The 17717-nt window shown below is 33.1% G+C and carries 17 protein-coding genes; 7 read left to right on the top strand and 10 right to left on the bottom strand.

What is annotated here, in order from left to right; translation table 11 throughout:
• Window positions 1–45: 45 nt before the first annotated feature.
• From KKQ76_RS03940 to KKQ76_RS03930, 3 genes are all read right to left on the bottom strand, one after another.
• A complete protein-coding gene (locus KKQ76_RS03940; RefSeq protein WP_213195920.1) occupies window positions 46–1434 on the bottom strand; it encodes a tetratricopeptide repeat protein in 1389 nt (462 codons plus the stop codon).
• A gap of 58 nt (window positions 1435–1492) precedes the next feature.
• On the bottom strand, window positions 1493–4054 hold the full coding sequence (gene gyrA, locus KKQ76_RS03935) for a DNA gyrase subunit A (protein ID WP_213195919.1): 2562 nt from the start codon (window positions 4052–4054) through the stop codon (window positions 1493–1495).
• Window positions 4055–4207: 153 nt separating this feature from the next.
• Window positions 4208–4579 carry a DMT family protein gene (locus KKQ76_RS03930; RefSeq protein WP_213195918.1) on the bottom strand — a complete coding sequence of 124 codons (372 nt, stop codon included), beginning with the start codon at window positions 4577–4579 and terminating at the stop codon, window positions 4208–4210.
• A 41-nt stretch (window positions 4580–4620) separates the two neighbouring features.
• Here KKQ76_RS03930 and KKQ76_RS03925 point away from each other — a divergent pair, with 41 nt between their 5' ends.
• Window positions 4621–4935, top strand: a complete 315-nt coding sequence (locus tag KKQ76_RS03925) for a DUF4286 family protein (protein ID WP_213195917.1) — start codon at window positions 4621–4623, stop codon at window positions 4933–4935.
• Between the two features lie 40 nt (window positions 4936–4975).
• On the opposite strand, the gene KKQ76_RS03920 is transcribed toward KKQ76_RS03925, so the two are convergent.
• Window positions 4976–6013, bottom strand: a complete 1038-nt coding sequence (locus KKQ76_RS03920; protein ID WP_213195916.1) for an acyl-CoA reductase — start codon at window positions 6011–6013, stop codon at window positions 4976–4978.
• A 136-nt stretch (window positions 6014–6149) separates the two neighbouring features.
• Between KKQ76_RS03920 and KKQ76_RS03915 the strand changes: the two genes are divergently transcribed.
• The 6 genes from KKQ76_RS03915 to KKQ76_RS03890 all read left to right on the top strand — a co-directional run bounded on the left by KKQ76_RS03915 (window position 6150) and on the right by KKQ76_RS03890 (window position 11711).
• Window positions 6150–6500 carry a 4Fe-4S dicluster domain-containing protein gene (locus KKQ76_RS03915; RefSeq protein ID WP_213195915.1) on the top strand — a complete coding sequence of 117 codons (351 nt, stop codon included), beginning with the start codon at window positions 6150–6152 and terminating at the stop codon, window positions 6498–6500.
• Window positions 6501–6578: 78 nt separating this feature from the next.
• Window positions 6579–7634, top strand: coding sequence for a 3-phosphoserine/phosphohydroxythreonine transaminase (serC, locus tag KKQ76_RS03910; protein WP_213195914.1), 1056 nt, complete (start codon window positions 6579–6581; stop codon window positions 7632–7634).
• A 15-nt stretch (window positions 7635–7649) separates the two neighbouring features.
• Entirely contained in the window at window positions 7650–8609 is a 960-nt protein-coding gene (locus KKQ76_RS03905) for a D-2-hydroxyacid dehydrogenase (RefSeq protein WP_213195913.1), read from the top strand.
• Between the two features lie 74 nt (window positions 8610–8683).
• The gene (locus tag KKQ76_RS03900; protein ID WP_213195912.1) at window positions 8684–9934 is read left to right on the top strand and encodes a DUF1015 domain-containing protein; all 1251 of its coding nucleotides are present in this window, start codon (window positions 8684–8686) and stop codon (window positions 9932–9934) included.
• Window positions 9935–9993: 59 nt separating this feature from the next.
• Window positions 9994–11358, top strand: coding sequence for a M20/M25/M40 family metallo-hydrolase (locus KKQ76_RS03895; RefSeq protein ID WP_213195911.1), 1365 nt, complete (start codon window positions 9994–9996; stop codon window positions 11356–11358).
• Complete coding sequence (locus KKQ76_RS03890) at window positions 11358–11711, top strand: diacylglycerol kinase (RefSeq protein ID WP_104792744.1); 354 nt, start codon at window positions 11358–11360, stop codon at window positions 11709–11711. Before KKQ76_RS03895 ends, KKQ76_RS03890 begins: the two co-directional genes overlap by 1 nt.
• A 6-nt stretch (window positions 11712–11717) precedes the next feature.
• On the opposite strand, the gene KKQ76_RS03885 is transcribed toward KKQ76_RS03890, so the two are convergent.
• The 6 genes from KKQ76_RS03885 to KKQ76_RS03860 all read right to left on the bottom strand — a co-directional run bounded on the left by KKQ76_RS03885 (window position 11718) and on the right by KKQ76_RS03860 (window position 17697).
• Window positions 11718–12485, bottom strand: coding sequence for a patatin-like phospholipase family protein (locus KKQ76_RS03885; protein ID WP_213195910.1), 768 nt, complete (start codon window positions 12483–12485; stop codon window positions 11718–11720).
• A 76-nt stretch (window positions 12486–12561) separates the two neighbouring features.
• Window positions 12562–13950, bottom strand: a complete 1389-nt coding sequence (gene lpdA / locus KKQ76_RS03880; protein ID WP_213195909.1) for a dihydrolipoyl dehydrogenase — start codon at window positions 13948–13950, stop codon at window positions 12562–12564.
• 121 nt (window positions 13951–14071) lie between these two features.
• Complete coding sequence (locus tag KKQ76_RS03875) at window positions 14072–14308, bottom strand: hypothetical protein (protein WP_213195908.1); 237 nt, start codon at window positions 14306–14308, stop codon at window positions 14072–14074.
• A 3-nt stretch (window positions 14309–14311) separates the two neighbouring features.
• Window positions 14312–16741, bottom strand: coding sequence for an alpha-ketoacid dehydrogenase subunit alpha/beta (locus KKQ76_RS03870; protein ID WP_213195907.1), 2430 nt, complete (start codon window positions 16739–16741; stop codon window positions 14312–14314).
• A 275-nt stretch (window positions 16742–17016) separates the two neighbouring features.
• Entirely contained in the window at window positions 17017–17238 is a 222-nt protein-coding gene (locus KKQ76_RS03865; RefSeq protein WP_213195906.1) for a hypothetical protein, read from the bottom strand.
• A 201-nt stretch (window positions 17239–17439) separates the two neighbouring features.
• On the bottom strand, window positions 17440–17697 hold the full coding sequence (locus KKQ76_RS03860; protein WP_213195905.1) for a hypothetical protein: 258 nt from the start codon (window positions 17695–17697) through the stop codon (window positions 17440–17442).
• Window positions 17698–17717 lie beyond the last annotated feature (20 nt).

Raw genomic sequence — 17717 nt, 5'->3', positions numbered from 1 at the left:
TCCCGAATTTCTTCGGGATTTTGTTTTTATGTATTGAAATATGAATTATTTTCCAGCTTTTAGAGCAGCTTCTACTGCTTTCATTTCCTGGAACTTGGCATCATTATGTGAAGTTTGGTATAAACCTTTTAATAAAGATACATTTTCTACATTTTTAGGATCTAAAGCGTAGATTTTTTCAGCAAAAGGAATAGCTTTTCCCAACTTAGCTCTTCTTTCTGCCAATAATTTATTGAATAAATCCATTTTTTTTGCTTTTCTAGCAGCATCAATAGCTTCGATTGCTTTGTCATCGCCATTCACATAAACATTATAAATCATTCCTTGTAAAGCTTCCATATAATTAGGATCTATTTCTAAAGATTTTTTAAAATATCCTTCTGCTTCAGCTAATTTACTTGGATCTTTGCTTGCCAAAACTCCTAAATTATACCAAGAAACTTTATCGTTAGGATTTTTAGTAACTTGATCTTTTAGATTAGCCATGAATTGATCCATTTTACCAGATTTATAATAAACAGTACCTTGCTGTTCTGTTAATTTACTACTTTTTGGAAATTTCACCAAACCTTTTTCAATCAATGCTAAAGCTGAGTCATAGTTTTGGTTTTCTATCTCTAAAGCTACAGCCGTTTCATACAATTCTTGTTCTACACTTGGAGTATCTTCTGTTTTGAAATCAGTATAATCGCCAGTAGCACCCATTTTTTTGTAAAGCTCAAAAGAATTTTTGTCAAGATTTTCTACTGCTCCTGTTTTCTTATTTTTTGCTTTATATTCTGTTTTTACACCAGTATAACCTTCATTAATTAATTCAGTATATACTTTTGCAGCTTCTACATTTTTTTGACCTTGAGCAAAAGATACACCTGCATAATATTTATATAATTTATCTTCACTACCTGCTGCAGCTAATAAATTATTTACTTCTAAGAATTTTTGACCTGCTAGTTCATGGTTTTTTGCGTTATAAGCAGCCATAGCTTCTTCATTAGCTTTAGTCAAAAGTGGATTAATCTTTGCTCCAAGATTTCCTACAAGTGTAGGCACAAAAGTTTCTTCTTTAAGATTAGCCACTCCAGAAGCATCTGCAGCTTGTTTTCCTATGTAATACACTTTTTGTTTTTCGGTGTTTTTACCTACATAAATTTTAGATTTCCCAAGTGCAGAAATATGAGCTAAAACAGAAGCTCCTTCCGAAATTTTTCCTGAATTTAAAAGGCCAAGACCTTTAGCATAATAATATTGTTCTAAAATGGTAGGCTCTAAAAGGTAAGTTTTACCACCTAAAACTGCATCTGCAGCACCAATCTGTGTATTTGCTGTAGCAGTATCATTTGCTTCGATTGCTTTGAAAGCAGCTGAAATTTCTTTTTTTTGTCCAAATGAAAAACCAAAGGCAATAACTGCTGCACTTAAAATTATTTTTTTCATAATGTAAAAATTAAATTTTTAAAAAAGGACAAGTTTATGGCTTGTCCTCAATATAATACTATTCTTCTTCGTTCTTATTTAATGTATCTTCTTGAGATTCAAGAGGAGCTTGATTCTGAGCTTCTTCGTCGATATTCTCTACTGTATCTTCAGTTTCTTCTTCTACTTCTTTGTCCATCATCACTTTAGCAACAGCAGCAATCTCGTCATTATTTTTCAAGTTAATCATTCTTACTCCTTGAGTATTTCTACCCATTACTCTTAGGTCATCCATTCCCATTCTAATAGCTACTCCAGATTTATTGATAATCATCAAACCATCTTCATCTGTAACCGACTGAATCGCAATAAGATTTCCTGTTTTTTCAGTAATATTAAGCGTGATTACTCCTTTTCCACCTCTATTGGTAATTCTATAATCTTCTACTGCAGTACGTTTACCATATCCTTTCTCCGAAACGACCAATACCGTTTCATTTTGAATATCATTTACCACAATCATGCCAATTACTTCATCGCCATCAGATAAATCTACACCACGAACTCCAATAGAACTTCTACCAACTGCTCTTACTTTTTCTTCTGGGAATCTGATACATTTACCACCTTTAGTAGCAATCATGATTTCAGAAGTTCCTGTAGTTAATTTAGCTTCTAATAATTGGTCATCTTCTCTAATTTCAATAGCGTTAATACCATTTACTCTAGGTCTAGAATATTGTTCAAGAGATGTTTTCTTGATAATACCATTTTTAGTCACCATTACTACATACATAGAATTTACATAATCTACATCTTTTAGATCATTGGTTCTAATGTATGCTCTGATTTTATCATCTGGTTCTATGTTAATTAAATTCTGAACTGCTCTTCCTTTCGCTGTTTTAGAACCTTCAGGAATTTCGAAAACTCTTAACCAGAAACATTTTCCTTTTTCGGTAAAGAACATCATGTATTGGTGATTCGTTGCCGAAACAATGTATTCTAAGAAATCTGCATCTCTAGTTGTAGCAGCTTTGTTACCAACCCCACCTCTACTTTGAACTTTGTATTCAGAAAGTGGCGTTCTCTTAATATAACCGGCGTGAGAAATGGTAAGAACTACTTTTTCGTCTGGAATTAAGTCTTCGATAGACATTTCTCCACCTGAGTAATCTATTTCTGAACGTCTTTCGTCTCCGTATTTTTCTTTAATTTCTAGCAATTCATCTTTGATGATTTGGTATCTTCTTGGTTCGTTGGTCAAGATATCCTCCAAATCTTTAATTAAAGCCATAATTTCTTCATATTCAGCTCTAATTTTATCAAGCTCCATTCCTGTTAAACGAGCAAGACGTAAATCTAGAATCGCTTGAGCTTGAATTTCAGAAAGTTCAAATTCTGCAATTAATCCTTCTTTCGCTTCTTGTGGATTTGCAGAATGGCGAATAATGGCAATGGCTTTATCAAGAGATTCTTGCGAACCAATTACCTTCATAAAACCTTCTAAAATATGCGCTCTTTCTTTTGCTTTTCTAAGTTCATATTCTGTTCTTCTCACAATCACTTCGTGACGGTGGTCTACAAAATGATGAATAATATCTTTTAGATTTAATTGTTCTGGTCTACCATGAACTAAAGCGATATTATTAACAGAGAAAGAAGTCTGAAGCGAAGTGTATTTATACAATAAGTTAAGAACAACATTTGGAATCGCATCATTCTTCAATTCATAAACTACTCTAAGACCGTTTCTGTCAGACTCGTCTCTGATTTCGTAAATTCCAGGAATTTTTTCATCTTTTACCAATTCTGCAGTTCTGGCAATCATTTCTGCTTTATTGACTTGGTAAGGAATTTCGGTAACGATGATGGCATTTCTATTGCCTATTTCCTCGAAACTAACTTTAGCACGAAGCACAATTCTGCCTCTTCCTGTATGGAAAGCATCTCTTACCCCTTCATAACCATAAATAATACCACCTGTTGGGAAATCTGGAGCAATGATATGCTTCATCAATTCATCAATCGTGATTTCTTTATTATCAATGTAAGCACAGATAGCATCTACAGCTTCAGATAAATTGTGAGGCGCCATGTTGGTAGCCATACCTACAGCAATCCCCGAAGTTCCATTTACTAAAAGATTAGGAATTTTGGTAGGCATTACTTTTGGTTCAGTCAATGAATCATCAAAGTTATTTTGAAAATCTACCGTTTCTTTATCTAAATCAGAAAGAACTTCGTCTGAAATTTTCTTTAATCTCGCTTCGGTGTAACGCATTGCAGCTGGTGGATCTCCGTCCATAGAACCGAAGTTACCTTGACCATCTACTTGCGGATAGCGCAAACTCCATGGTTGCGCCATTCTCACCATCGCATCATAAACCGAAGAATCTCCATGAGGGTGATATTTACCTAAAACATCCCCTACAATTCTTGCAGATTTTAAATATTTTCTGTTCGAAAAAACGCCCAAACCATACATCCCGTATAAAACTCTTCTGTGAACAGGTTTTAAGCCGTCTCTTACATCTGGCAAAGCTCTGGAAACAATTACCGACATTGAGTAATCAATGTAAGAGGATTTCATTTCATCAACGATGTTGATAGGAATTAGTCTTTCTCCTTCTTTATGCATACTTTATTTTTTAATTATTTGAAAATCAGACCTATAAAAAAACAAACTGATTTCTAAATTTTTCAATTTTAAATAACGCACGAATATACGAAAAAATGCCGAAAAAAGTGATGAAAATTCACAATTTGTTATCCACAAATAAGCTAATATTTATCATTTTTTGAAAACAAAATAAACCGCCAAAACCAAACAGACAAAAGCCGCTAAATGATTCCATTTAAACGATTCATTTTTAAAGAAAAACACTGCAAATACGGTAAAAACAACTAGTGTAACTACTTCTTGTATAATTTTCAACTGAAACAAGGTAAAAGGACCTCCATTTTCTCTAAAACCAATTCTATTAGCTGGAACTTGAAAGATGTACTCAAACAAGGCAAAACCCCAACTGATGAGAATAACCGAAGAAAGTACAGATTTTTTCATCCAACCCCATTCTTGGAATTTGAGATGACCATACCACGCAAACGTCATGAAAATATTAGAAATCAATAAAAGTAGAACGGTAAGAATTCCTTTTGTCATTTTTGAGTATTTTTGCAAAATAATTTCCAAAAATAAGAAAAATGAGCATTTTAAGCATAACATTCCACACCGTAGAAAGCCAATTGCAGACTTGGGAACAGTATTTAGAGAATGAATTGATGAGTTTAGTTGAAAACTTTATAGATGTAGAAAAATATATCCTTTCTGAAGTAAATACCGAAATGCTTACCGAAGGCAAGAACACCAACCTCCTTCTCATCTTCGAAAGTGATGAAAAAAGACAAGAATTCACAGAAACTGAACTCTACAATCTTTCTGAAATAATCGCTCGAAAATTCGGGGAAAATGTGATGATTTTCAAAACAGAATTGAACGAAAAAAAATCCAGATTTTAACAATCTGGATTTTTTAATTTATTATTTGTAATTATTTTTACTAAACAACACTTAAAAAAGCCATCGTATCAATATTATCTGCATAAGTATTTAGACTAGGATTTTGCGCCTCACCGAAGTTTACAGAATATTCTATTCCCAATTCTGGTTTTGCTACCACACACTGAATATTTGATTCATTTTCCACGAGAAAAGCATGAACTTCTTCTACACTTTCGTATCTGCTGAAATTAAGCACAGAAAGCGGCGAAAATAGTGCGCTATCTTCTTTGAGCATTACAAAATTATTATCCCAAAAATTTTCTTGATTCAAGAGATAAACCGCTTTGTTATAATCATAGTTGTTAGCATACTTGTGATGATTAATTACGTCTTTGAAACCTAAAAAGTTTTCAAAAAGCCTGCTTAATTCATAATCTTTCGGCATAAGTAGTCTCGTTACATTTCTACAACCCAAGCCAAAATACCTGAAAATATCTTCTGCCAATAATTGCAATTCTTCATCAGTTTCATCTCCTTTAATTACCGCCACAGAAGTTCTGTTTTTTCTAATAATAGACAAAGCATCTTTAAAATAATATTCTAAATATCTCGCTGTATTATTACTTCCTGTAGCAATTACCGCATCATATTCTGTCAATCTTTCTACAATTTGAAACTCTAAATTCCACTCAGAAAATTCGCCCCATTTTTTCAAAAAGAAAGGCAAAAGAAGTCTATCTTTAGAAGAAAGCTTAATCAGCGGAATATGATTGCTTAGAATCACACACATCACATCATGAAAGCCTACCAAAGGAATATTTCCCGCCAAAATCAATCCTACTTTTTTAGATAGTTGAGAAACTTGATAAGCTGCAAGCCAATTTTTAATGTTTTCTTCGGTTAAAATATCTGCCCAATTTTTAAAACAAAATCTTATGTTTTCTTGTGTAAACCAAGGGTTTTCTACCTCGCTTCGTCTCATCAATGCGGCTAATTCTTCCTCATCATGAGTATAATCAATTTCTGATTTTTGTAAAAATTGTTGAAGATAATGTCCTAATTTACTTAAACCCTGTATTTTGAGATCTTGTTTCATTTTATTTATTTAATCCTATTATTTTTGCACTTATTATTAAAAATTACCTCAAAAAAGATAAGTTTTACCATGCAAAACTTTTCCAAATCAACTGAAATTTACTAATTTTGTGCAAATTTAAAAAAAATACCTAGCAATGGCTATTATAATAACAGACGAATGTATTAATTGTGGAGCTTGCGAACCAGAATGCCCTAATAACGCGATTTATGAAGGAGCTGTAGACTGGAAAGCTTCAGACGGAACCAGTTTAAAAGGAACCGTAACTTTGAAATCAGGTTTAATAATAGATGCTAATGCACCTCAAAGACCTGTAAGTGATGATGTTTACTACATTGTTCCGGATAAGTGTACCGAATGTAAAGGTTTCCACGAAGAACCACAATGCGCGGCGGTTTGTCCGGTTGACTGTTGTGTTCCAGATGACAACCATGTAGAAACAGACGCAGAACTTTTAGGTAAAAAAGCATTTTTACACGGCGAATAAAAATTAAAAAATCCCGCTTCATTCTGCATGAGCGGGATTTTTTGTTTCAATAAACTTACAATCATTCTCAATAAAAATATGAAAAAACATAATTTCAGTGCAGGACCTTGCATTCTCCCTCAAGAAGTTTTCCAAAAATCAGCAGAAGCGATTTTAGACTTTAACGGAATGGGACTTTCTATCTTAGAAATTTCTCACCGTAGCAAAGATTTTATCGCAGTAATGGACGAAGCCAGAGCCATCGTAAAAAGATTGATGAATCTTAATGACGACTATGATGTATTATTTTTAGGTGGAGGCGCAAGTTTACAATTTGCGATGGTTCCATTTAACCTAATGAAAGAAAACGGTAAAGCTGCTTATTTAGATTCTGGAAACTGGGCTGCTAATGCAATTAAAGAAGCCAAAAAATTAGGAACAGTAGATGTAATCGGTTCTTCTAAGGAAGAAAATTATTCTTACATTCCAAAAATTGAAGAAGTAGGTGCAGAATATGATTATTTCCACTGCACTTCTAACAATACCATCTATGGAACTCAAATCAAAGATTTCCCAAAAGCCAATACGTTAATGGTTTCTGACATGAGTTCGGATATTTTCTCTAGAGTGATAGATTATTCTAAATTTGACCTAATCTATGCAGGTGCTCAAAAAAATATGGGACCAGCTGGAACGACTCTTGTTGTGGTAAAAAAAGAAATTCTAGGAAAATCAGGAAGAGTTATTCCTTCATACTTAGATTACGCTCAACATGTAGCAAAAGAATCTATGTTTAATACGCCACCAGTTTTTGCAGTGTACGCTTCACTTCTTACCCTACAATGGTTAGAAAATAATGGCGGAATAGCTGCTGCAGAAGAAAGAAATATTGCTAAAGCGAAACTTCTTTACGATGAAATAGACAGAAATCCATTATTTGAATGTTTCTGCGTTCCAGAAGATAGAAGCTTAATGAATGTTTCATTCAAAATTACAGACGAATCTAAAAAAGAAGCTTTTGACAACGCTTGGAAAGCTGCTGGAATCAATGGATTAAACGGACACAGAAGTTTAGGTGGTTACAGAGCAAGTCTTTACAATGCATTACCAATAGAAAGCGTACAGGTTTTGGTAGATGTTATGAAATCTATTTAAAATCTAAAGAAAAATATGAAAATTTTAGCAAACGACGGTATTTCAAATTCTGGAGAAAAAGTTTTGAAAGAAGCTGGATTAAATCTTCTTGACAACAGAGTTTCTCAGGAACACCTCATTCCTTTTATCAATGAAAATCAAGTTGAAGTTTTATTGGTAAAAAACGCTACACAAGTAACTAAAGAACTTATAGACGCTTGTCCAAGTTTAAAAATCATTGGAAAAGGTGGCGAATCAATGGATAATATAGAGGTAGAATACGCCAAATCTAAAGGAATCTTCGTCATTAATACTCCAAACGCTTTTGCTAAATCCGTAGCCGAATTGGTTTTTGCACATTTTCTGACTTTGATTAGATTTTTGCACGATTCCAATAGAAATATGCCTTTAGAAGGTGATACTAAATTTGCGTTTCTCAAAAAATCTTACGAAAAAGCAACAGAACTTTCAGGCAAAACGCTAGGAATCATCGGTTTTGGTAACATCGGAAAAGAAGTTGCCAAAATAGGAATAGGTCTTGGAATGAAAATTATTTTCTACACCAGAAAACCTAAAACAGATACCGTTTCTTTAGAATTTTTTGACGGAAGAACTATGGATTTTGAATTCACTTCTACCAATGATATGGAAGCGTTTCTAAAAGAGGCAGATTTCATCAGCATTAATACTTCGGAAACTACTGAATATATAATAGACACGCCAGAATTTGAAATGATGAAAGATGGCGTTTTCATTGTAAATACAGCAATAGGTGGTGTAATCAATGAAGTAACACTCATAGATTATATAGAAAATAAAAAAGTTGCAGGAGCTGCTCTAGATGTTTTCGAAACCGAACCAAAACCAGAAATTCAGATTCTGATGCATCCTTCGCTTTCGCTTTCTCCGAATGTTGGTGGAAGCACTTTAGAAACCAAAGAAAGAATAGGAACAGAATTAGCACAACAAATTATTGACTTACAAAAACTTATATAATTTAAAAATTTATTATATTCGCAAAATTTAAAAAATTAAACTATATAAAACCTCAAATTAATTAAACGTAGAACATGCCAGTTTTTAAACCATTTAGAGGAGTTAGACCGCACCCTGATTATATTGATAAATTCCCAACTCATCCTTTGGATAATTTTACGCAGGAAGAAATCAATAAAAAAGCGACGGAAGACTCTTCTTACATACAGATGATTAAACCATATGTTTGTAGCAAATCGAAAGATGTTGATAGAAATCTACGAAAAGTAAGAAGCAATTACGAAGAAATGTTGGGCGACAATAAACTTCTTCAAGACAGCTCTTCTTATTATTTGTATGAGCAAATTTTACCCAATAAATCTGTTTTCAGAGGCTTATTAGGATTAGCTAGTGTAGAAGATTTCTGGAACGGAAAAATCAAAAAACATGAATCTACCCTTACCTATAAAAAAGAAAAACTCGCTCATTTCTTAGAGAAAGTTTCACTTCAAGCAGAACCAGTTCTTCTTACCTATCAAGCTAATTCTAAAATAGAATTACTGATGAATCATGAAGAAAAAAACGTTCCCATTATTAATCATACAGACGAAACTGGAGTAAGACATAAAGTTTGGAGAATAGACAATCGTCTAAAACTTCAGCAATTTAAAGAAGTAATAGACCAAATTGATTCTTTTTATGTAGCAGATGGTCACCACAGAATTGCTTCTGCAGCATTATACGCTCAAAAACACAAAGAAAAAAACAAAAGACATAATGGCAATGAACCTTATAATTTTGTTTTCAGCTTTATTGTTTCTAGTCAGTCGATTAAAATTAATGATTACAACAGAGTTGTAAAAGACCTAAACGGAAATTCTGAAGAAGAATTTTTACAAAAAGTATCAGAAAACTTCCTTATTCACGAAAAAGGTGAAAACGCTTACTATCCATCACAGAAATTCCACATTTCTATGTATTTGGGTGGTAAATTTTATTCACTTCACGTAAAGCATAATCTAAGAGATTTAGACCAAGGATTAGATAATGTAGACCATCATTTATTAGACAAATATATCTTCAAACCTATTCTTGGAATTAATGATTATGAGGAAGAAGAAAACAGCAAAATGAATTTTGTAAAAGGAAATTCTAATATTGAAGGCATTATCAAGCTTAAAGAACAAGTAGATTCTGGCGATTATTCCGTTGGCTTTGGATTGTTCCCAGTAAGTTTTAATGATATTACAAAACTGGCGAATCAGAATTTGCAAATGCCTCCAAAATGTACTTACATAGAGCCAAAACTGGTTACTGCACTGTTAATGTACGACATGGATTGGTAATTTTTCTTGATTTATTACAAAAAAATAGTACTTTTAGATTTCCAAAAAGAAATCACAACATGAAGAAACTACTTTATATACTTCCGCTCTTTTTGGGCGGATTTTTTTGGTCTCAAAATTTCAAACAAGATTCTCTTCAATTCAAGAAAATTTCAGACGAAATTTTGGTCAATGGTAAGTCTTATGAAGATCTAAGAGAATTAACCAAAGACATTGGCAGCAGATTATCAGGAAGCAGTAATTACGAAAAATCTGCAGACTGGGCGATGAAAAAATTGCTAGAAGCTGGTGCAGACCAAGTTTGGTTTCAACCTGTAATGGTAAACGTATGGACTCGAGGTGATGAATCTTTAAAATTAAGAGTGAATCACGGAAAATGGAAAGAAGTAAAAATGCTTTCTTTAGGCAATTCCGAAGGAACCAAAGGTAAAGATTTAGAAGGAGAAGTAATTTTAGTAAAAACTTTAGAAGATTTCGAAAAATTACCAGATTATGCTGTAAAAGATAAAATTGTGTTTTTCAACTATGCCTTTAAACAAGAGTTTGTGGTAACTGGACAAGCTTATGGAGATGCAGGAAAATACAGAAGAGTTACTCCGTCTGAAGTTGCAAAAAAAGGCGGAAAAGCCGTAATTATTCGTTCACTTACTTCTTCTTTTGACGATGTTCCTCACACTGGCTCTACTCGTTACGAAGATGGAATTCCTAAAATTCCTGCCGTTGCAATTGGTGCAGAATCTGCGGATTATTTAGAAGAAATTTTACTCAAAAAACAAAAAGTTCAAGCCGTTCTCAATTCTAATTGCGGAATGAATGGACAAATGATGACCAAATCTGTCATTGGCGAAATCAAAGGAAAATCAGACGAAAAAGTAATTGTAGTTGCCGCACATCTTGATTCTTGGGATGTAGGTGAAGGCGCTCATGATGATGGTGCTGGAATTGTACAAAGTATAGAGGTGCTGAGAACTTTCAAAAATTTAAAACTCAAAAATAATCATACCATAAGAGTAGTTTGTTTTGCCAATGAAGAAAATGGTGTAAGAGGTGGTAGAACGTATATGGAAACGGTAAAAAAATCTGAAGAACCGCACGTTTTTGCTCTAGAAAGTGACAGTGGAGGTTTTACACCGAGAAGTTTTAGCTTAGGAATGCATCCTGACAAAGCCAAATCTATGAAATCTTGGGAAAAACTTTTTAACCCATACGGTATTTATGAATTCGCAGGAAATCATTCTGGCGTAGACATAGAACCTCTGAGAGAACTTAAAATTCCTGCATCTGGATTGGTAACAGATTCACAAAGATATTTTGACATTCATCATACTCCAGAAGATACTTTCGAAAAAGTAAATCGCAGAGAATTATTGTTAGGAGCAGTTGTTATGACACAACTTATTTACATGGTTGATAAAAATTGGTAATGAAAAGACCTCCATTTTACAAAAGTGTTTATTATGCTTTCAAAGGACTTTTTTGGATGCTAAAAACCGAAAGAAACTTTCAGTTAGAAGTTTTAGCACTTGTTATTAATTTATTTTTAATGGTTTATTTCCAATTAAACTCTACAGACGCTGTTTTAATTTTTATCGTTTGTTTTTTGGTTCTCATTGCAGAAATCATCAATACAGCCATTGAAAAAATTTGTGATTTCATAGAACCAAATTTTAATGAAAAAATAGGATTGATAAAGGATCTAGCAGCAGCAAGTGTGGTAACAGCTACTCTACTTTCCTTAATTACAGGAGTTTTAGTCTATTCAAAATATGTTTTTTAGAAAAAATTAAAAATTTTTGGGGAAAGTTTTTACAGCTTCTTCGTAACCCAATTTAAAAATTTCGTCCATTCTGGTTTTATTGCTCTCGAACATTCCATAATTGGATAATTCTTTGGGAGAGATAAACCAGTCACAATCTTTGAATTTATAGTTTTCTACACTATGACTCAGCAATTCATAAGCTCTGGTAGAAACAGCTTTGATGCTGTTTAGCTGTTTGCCTTCAATGTCTTGAAGTGGCGAAACATACACTCCGATTAGTTTTTCACATTTCTCTCTGATGAGATTTGAAGGAAAATTATTCAAAATCCCGCCATCACTTAATAACATTCCATCTTTTTGGAACGGACTGGTCAATCCTGGAACCGAACATGAAGCTATAATCGCATCAAGCAAATAAGTGTCTCCATCAAAAACGTGCGTAACCCCTTGAACCAAATCAGTCGCTGTAATGAGCAATTCTAATTTTAAATCTTTAATTTTAATTTCTCCAATAATAGGTTTCAAGTACAATCTAAAAACTTCAGAATTGATAAATCCCGGTTTAGTCAAAGTAAAATGTTTCCAATTGAAAAAATAAACCGATTTAAAAAATTCTAAAATCTCATCTGGAGATTTTCCAAAAGAATACAATCCACCAACAATTGCACCAGCACTCGTTCCTGCAATCACTTCAGGAAAAATATTTTTTTCTTCTAAAAATTTCAGTGCACCAGCTTCCGCAATTCCCTTAGTTCCACCACCTGAAAGTACTAACCCGATTTCTTTCTTCATATTATTAGTTTCATTTTTTAAAATTAAAAAAACCACAGCAAAAACTGTGGTTTTTTTTGTATTTATTACATAAATATTAAATGTGAATCACTTCTCCGTAAGCAGCAGCCACAGCTTCCATAATTGCTTCAGAAACAGTTGGATGCGGGTGAATAGATTTGATGATTTCGTGACCAGTAGTTTCTAATTTTCTAGCAACCACAGCTTCTGCAACCATATCTGTAACACCGTCACCAATCATATGGCAACCTAACCACTCTCCGTATTTTGCATCAAAAATTACTTTGATAAAACCATCTGTATTACCATTTGCGGTAGCTTTACCAGATGCTGAAAGCGGGAATTTACCAACTTTAATTTCGTATCCTTTTTCTTTAGCTTGTTTTTCAGTTAAACCAACAGATGCAATTTCTGGATGACAGTAAGTACAACCTGGAATATTACCGTAGTCAATTGTTTCTACGTGCATTCCTTTGATTTTTTCTACACAAGTAATTCCTTCTGCTGATGCTACGTGAGCTAAAGCTTGAGTAGGAATAATGTCACCAATTGCATAATAACCAGGAACAGAAGTTTGGTACCATTCATTTACCAAAACTCTACCTTTATCTGTAGCAATACCTACTTCTTCAAGTCCAATGTTTTCGATGTTTGCTGCGATACCCACCGCTGAAAGTAGAATATCTGCTTCTAATGTATTGTTTCCATCTTTGGTTTTTACATTCGCTTTAACACCGTTTCCAGAAGTATCTACAGATTCTACAGATGCATTGGTCATGATATCAATTCCAGATTTTTTAAGAGATTTTTCTAAGTGTTTAGAAATTTCTTCGTCTTCTACAGGAACGATATTTGGCATGAATTCTACAATCGTCACTTTAGTTCCCATTGTATTATAAAAATCCGCGAACTCTACTCCGATTGCTCCAGAACCCACTACAATCATAGATTTTGGTTGAGTTGGTAAAGACAAAGCTTGTCTGTAACCAATTACTTTTACTCCATCTTGTGGAAGATTTGGCAATTCTCTAGAACGAGCTCCAGTTGCGATGATAATATGATTTGCAGCGTATTCTGTAACTTTTCCTTCTTTGTCTGTTACCGAAACTTTTTTGCCTTTTTGAACTTTGGCAGTTCCCATGATAACGTCAATTTTATTCTTCTTCATCAAGAAAGAAATCCCGCCACTCATTTTAGTGGCAACTCCTCTACTTCTAGCAATTACATTAGGAAAATCAAAACTTCCCTCTACTTTATTAAGACCGTAATCTTCGGCGTGTTTTATATAGTTGAAAACTTGAGCAGACTTCAGTAATGCTTTGGTAGGAATACACCCCCAATTTAAACAAATACCACCTAGATTTTCTTTTTCTATGATAGCCGTTTTAAAACCTAATTGTGATGCTCTAATTGCGGTTACGTAACCACCAGGTCCAGAACCTATAACAATAATATCGTAATTCATTTCGAGATTAAATTTTTGCGAATTTACGGAATTTTTCAGAAAATTCGGGTTTTACTATGATATAAATATGATTTTTTAAAATAAAAAAACAACTCCTGATAAGAGTTGTTTCTTATTTATCTTAATAAACTTCTTGTACTTTTATATTCGGGCAGTTTTTCTCTATCCAAGTGGTATCAAATTCCTTGATTTCTCTTCTTTGTCCTTTGTAAATATAATATTCATTAGGTGTTTCTGAGTTACCAGCAATCACTTTTGGCATCTTATTGATGATTTTTTCTTCTGGGCAATCTTGGATTTTTGCCACAGCACAACTCGAAAGAGTAAAAGCTGCTATGATAAAAAATAAAATTTTCATTTTTTAAATTTTTGGAAATTGAGAAGGATTCGCTTCATGAAAAATTCCGTATACCTTTTCTACCATATCATCTACAGATGGTTTTGAGAAATAATCTCCATCACTTGCATAAGCTGGTCTGTGATCATTTGCTGCAATCGTTAACGGAACCGAATCCAAATATCTGAATGCTTTTTGTTTTTCTACGATTTGCTGAAGAATAAATGCAGAGGTTCCGCCTTCTACGTCTTCGTCTATAATCACTAAACGATTGGTTTTCTTCACGCTTTCTGCAATTTCATGTGAAATATCAAATGGTATTAAAGACTGAATATCAACAACTTCGGCAGAAATTCCAAGTTTTTCTAATTCTTCGGCAGCTTCCATCACCAGTCTCCAAGTAGAACCGTAAGTTACTAAAGTAACATCTTTTCCTTCTTTAGTCACTTCAATTTTTCCAACTGGAACGGTGAATTCACCTAAATTGTCTGGTTGTTTTTCTTTTAATCTATAACCATTGAGCGTTTCTACAATAATCGCTGGTTCATCACTCTGAAGCATCGTGTTATAAAAACCTGCTGCTTTAGTTAAATTTCTAGGAACCAAAACATTAACACCTTTTACCAGGTTAATAATTCCTGCCATTGGCGAACCAGAGTGCCAAATTCCTTCTAATCTATGACCACGAGTTCTGATGATGACTGGAGCTTTTTGTCCACCTTTTGTTCTGTAATGAAGTGTTGCCAAATCATCACTAATTCCTTGTAAACAATACAAAATGTAGTCTAAATACTGAATTTCTGCAATCGGTCTAAGTCCACGCATTGCCATACCAATTCCTTGTCCCAAAATTGTAGCTTCTCTAATACCTGTATCTGCTACTCTTACTTTGCCGTATTTTTCTTGAAGTCCCTCTAAACCTTGGTTTACATCACCAATATTCCCTGCATCTTCACCGAAAACCAAAGTTTCAGGATATTTTTCAAAGATTTTATCAAAATTATTTCTTACCACTACTCTTCCATCTACCATTTCAGAATTTTCTGAGTAAATTGGTTTTACTTCTTTTACATTGGTTGATTTCCATTCAGATTCTGAATACAAGTGTGATGAATAATTATCTTTTTCTTGCGCTAAAAGCTGTTGATATTTAGAAGCAAGCCATTGTCTTTCAGTAGATTGATGAGTTCTAGTCAAAAGCAAAACTTTTCTCATCAAACTAAATACATCCTTTTTAGCATAAGAAATCAAAGAACTAAATTTTTGCAGTTCTGCTTCTACTTCGCTATTCTGAGATTTTAGATTCTCTACTAATGGAAGCACTTCATTTTTAAGAACTTCTATAGAATTTCTATAATTTTCCCAAGCTTTTTTCTGACCGTCTTTTGCTATTTTTTTAGCTTCTTTTTCTATATTTTCAAGTTCTTCTACTGTAGCTAAAATTTCTTCTTTTCCTTCTAATTCAATAGAATAATTAAGAATCCATTCTTTAAATTTTTCTAAACCGTCGAAATCTGCTTCCCATTTCAATCTATCTTCAGATTTATACCTTTCGTGAGAACCAGATGTAGAGTGACCTTGTGGTTGAGTAACTTCTGTCACATGAATCACCACAGGAACAGACACTGTTCTTGCAAAATGTTCGGCTCTAGCATAAGCGTCAAGAAGTGCAGGATAATCCCAAGCTTTTACTTGAATAATTTCGCAACCTTCTGTTTTTCCTTCTTTTCTTTGGAAGCCAGAAAGCATTTCTGCCATGTCTTCTTTTGCTCTTTGGTCATGAGTAGGAACAGAAATTCCGTAACCATCATCCCAAATGGATAAAATCATAGGAACTTGCAAAGCACAAGCTGCGTTCAAAGTTTCCCAGAAATGACCTTCTGCAGAAGACGCATCACCGATAGTTCCGAAAGCAACTTCGTTTCCATTATTGCTGAATTTTTCTGAACCTTGAAATTTTACCGATTTGTAAACCTTAGAGGCTTGAGCCAAACCTAGAAGTCTAGGCATTTGTCCTGCAGTTGGCGAAATATCTGATGATATATTTTTAATTTGAGTTAAATCTTTCCAAGTTCCATCTTCATTTAAACTGCGTGTTGCAAAGTGACTATTCATTTGTCTTCCGGCTGAAGCAGGTTCTCTTTCTACAGAAGTATCTGCATATAATTGTGCAAAGAAACTCTCTACTGATAAAGCTCCAACTGCTAATGCGAAGGTTTGGTCTCTATAATAACCACTTCTAAAATCTCCATTTCTAAAAACTTTTGCCATGGCTAATTGTGGTAATTCTTTACCATCACCTACAATCCCGAACTTAGCTTTGCCTGTTAAAACTTCTCTTCTTGCCATGTAAGACATCTCACGAGAAATTCTACCTAGTTTATAGTCTGCTAATATTTGATTCTTAAAATCTTGAAAAGAAACTGTTTGTGTTTCGATATAAGTAGTTTGCATATCTTGGATAAGGATTTTTACAAAGATAATAAAATTATGGAATTGATAAAATTATTTGATTTTTTTGATTATTTTTCAATTACAAAACAAAACACAATATTTCTAGTGAAATACTGTGTTGAGCTTAACTTAATTAATATGAATGTATGAATAATTGTGATGATGTTCTTTAAAAATCTCCTCCGCTGCTCTGAGAACAAGCAGCGAAAGGAGAAAACACAAACGATGAAAAAAAATTTTATTTTACTTTTATTAGATTTATTTCTAGCTGCACTTTATTTATTCAGAAATCTTAATGCCTCCTCTTCATTATGTAAAACTATATTAGTTTTATTCTCATTACTATTTCTTAATTTTCTTTTATTTTGTATAATTTCTAAAATCTCAATATCATTTTTGCTTAAAGCAGCATCAGATTTTTCTGAACTATTTGATTGTTTAAATGATAATACTGCGATTGAAGCCAATGCTAACAATATTGGTGTAAATTTTTTCATAACAGTAAATTTTTAAATTAATATTTTAAATTTCTAAGATTAAAATATGGTTATGAATTTAACAAAGTACATCTTAGATATTCCTTTAAATTGTATTTTAAAATTTTCTTTTAAAAATCTCCTTCGCTGCTCTGAGAACAAACAGCGAAAGGAGAAAACACAAACGATGAAAAAAAAATTTATTTTACTTTTTTATTAGATTTATTGTTGTTTTGGTGGTTTATTAGGATCTACCTCAGATATTACATCTAACTCTACTGTACCCATATCTAATGTTTGAGTTCTATAAACTGTATCAGTTTTAATATTTGTAATATTATTAGCCTTTCTATAATTTCTATTTTTTTGAATCAGCTTAATGTTAGCTAAATCTTCTTGAGAAAGTGAAACATCTTCTTGCTGTCTACATGAGATTAATACAACTAAGAAACATACGGTAGATACTAAAATTTTCTTCATGATTTTTTTTTGACAAATGT

It is taken from the genome of Cloacibacterium caeni (assembly GCF_907163105.1).
Taxonomy (GTDB): Bacteria; Bacteroidota; Bacteroidia; order Flavobacteriales; family Weeksellaceae; genus Cloacibacterium; species Cloacibacterium caeni_A.
This window is presented reverse-complemented; position numbering and strand designations above follow the sequence as displayed.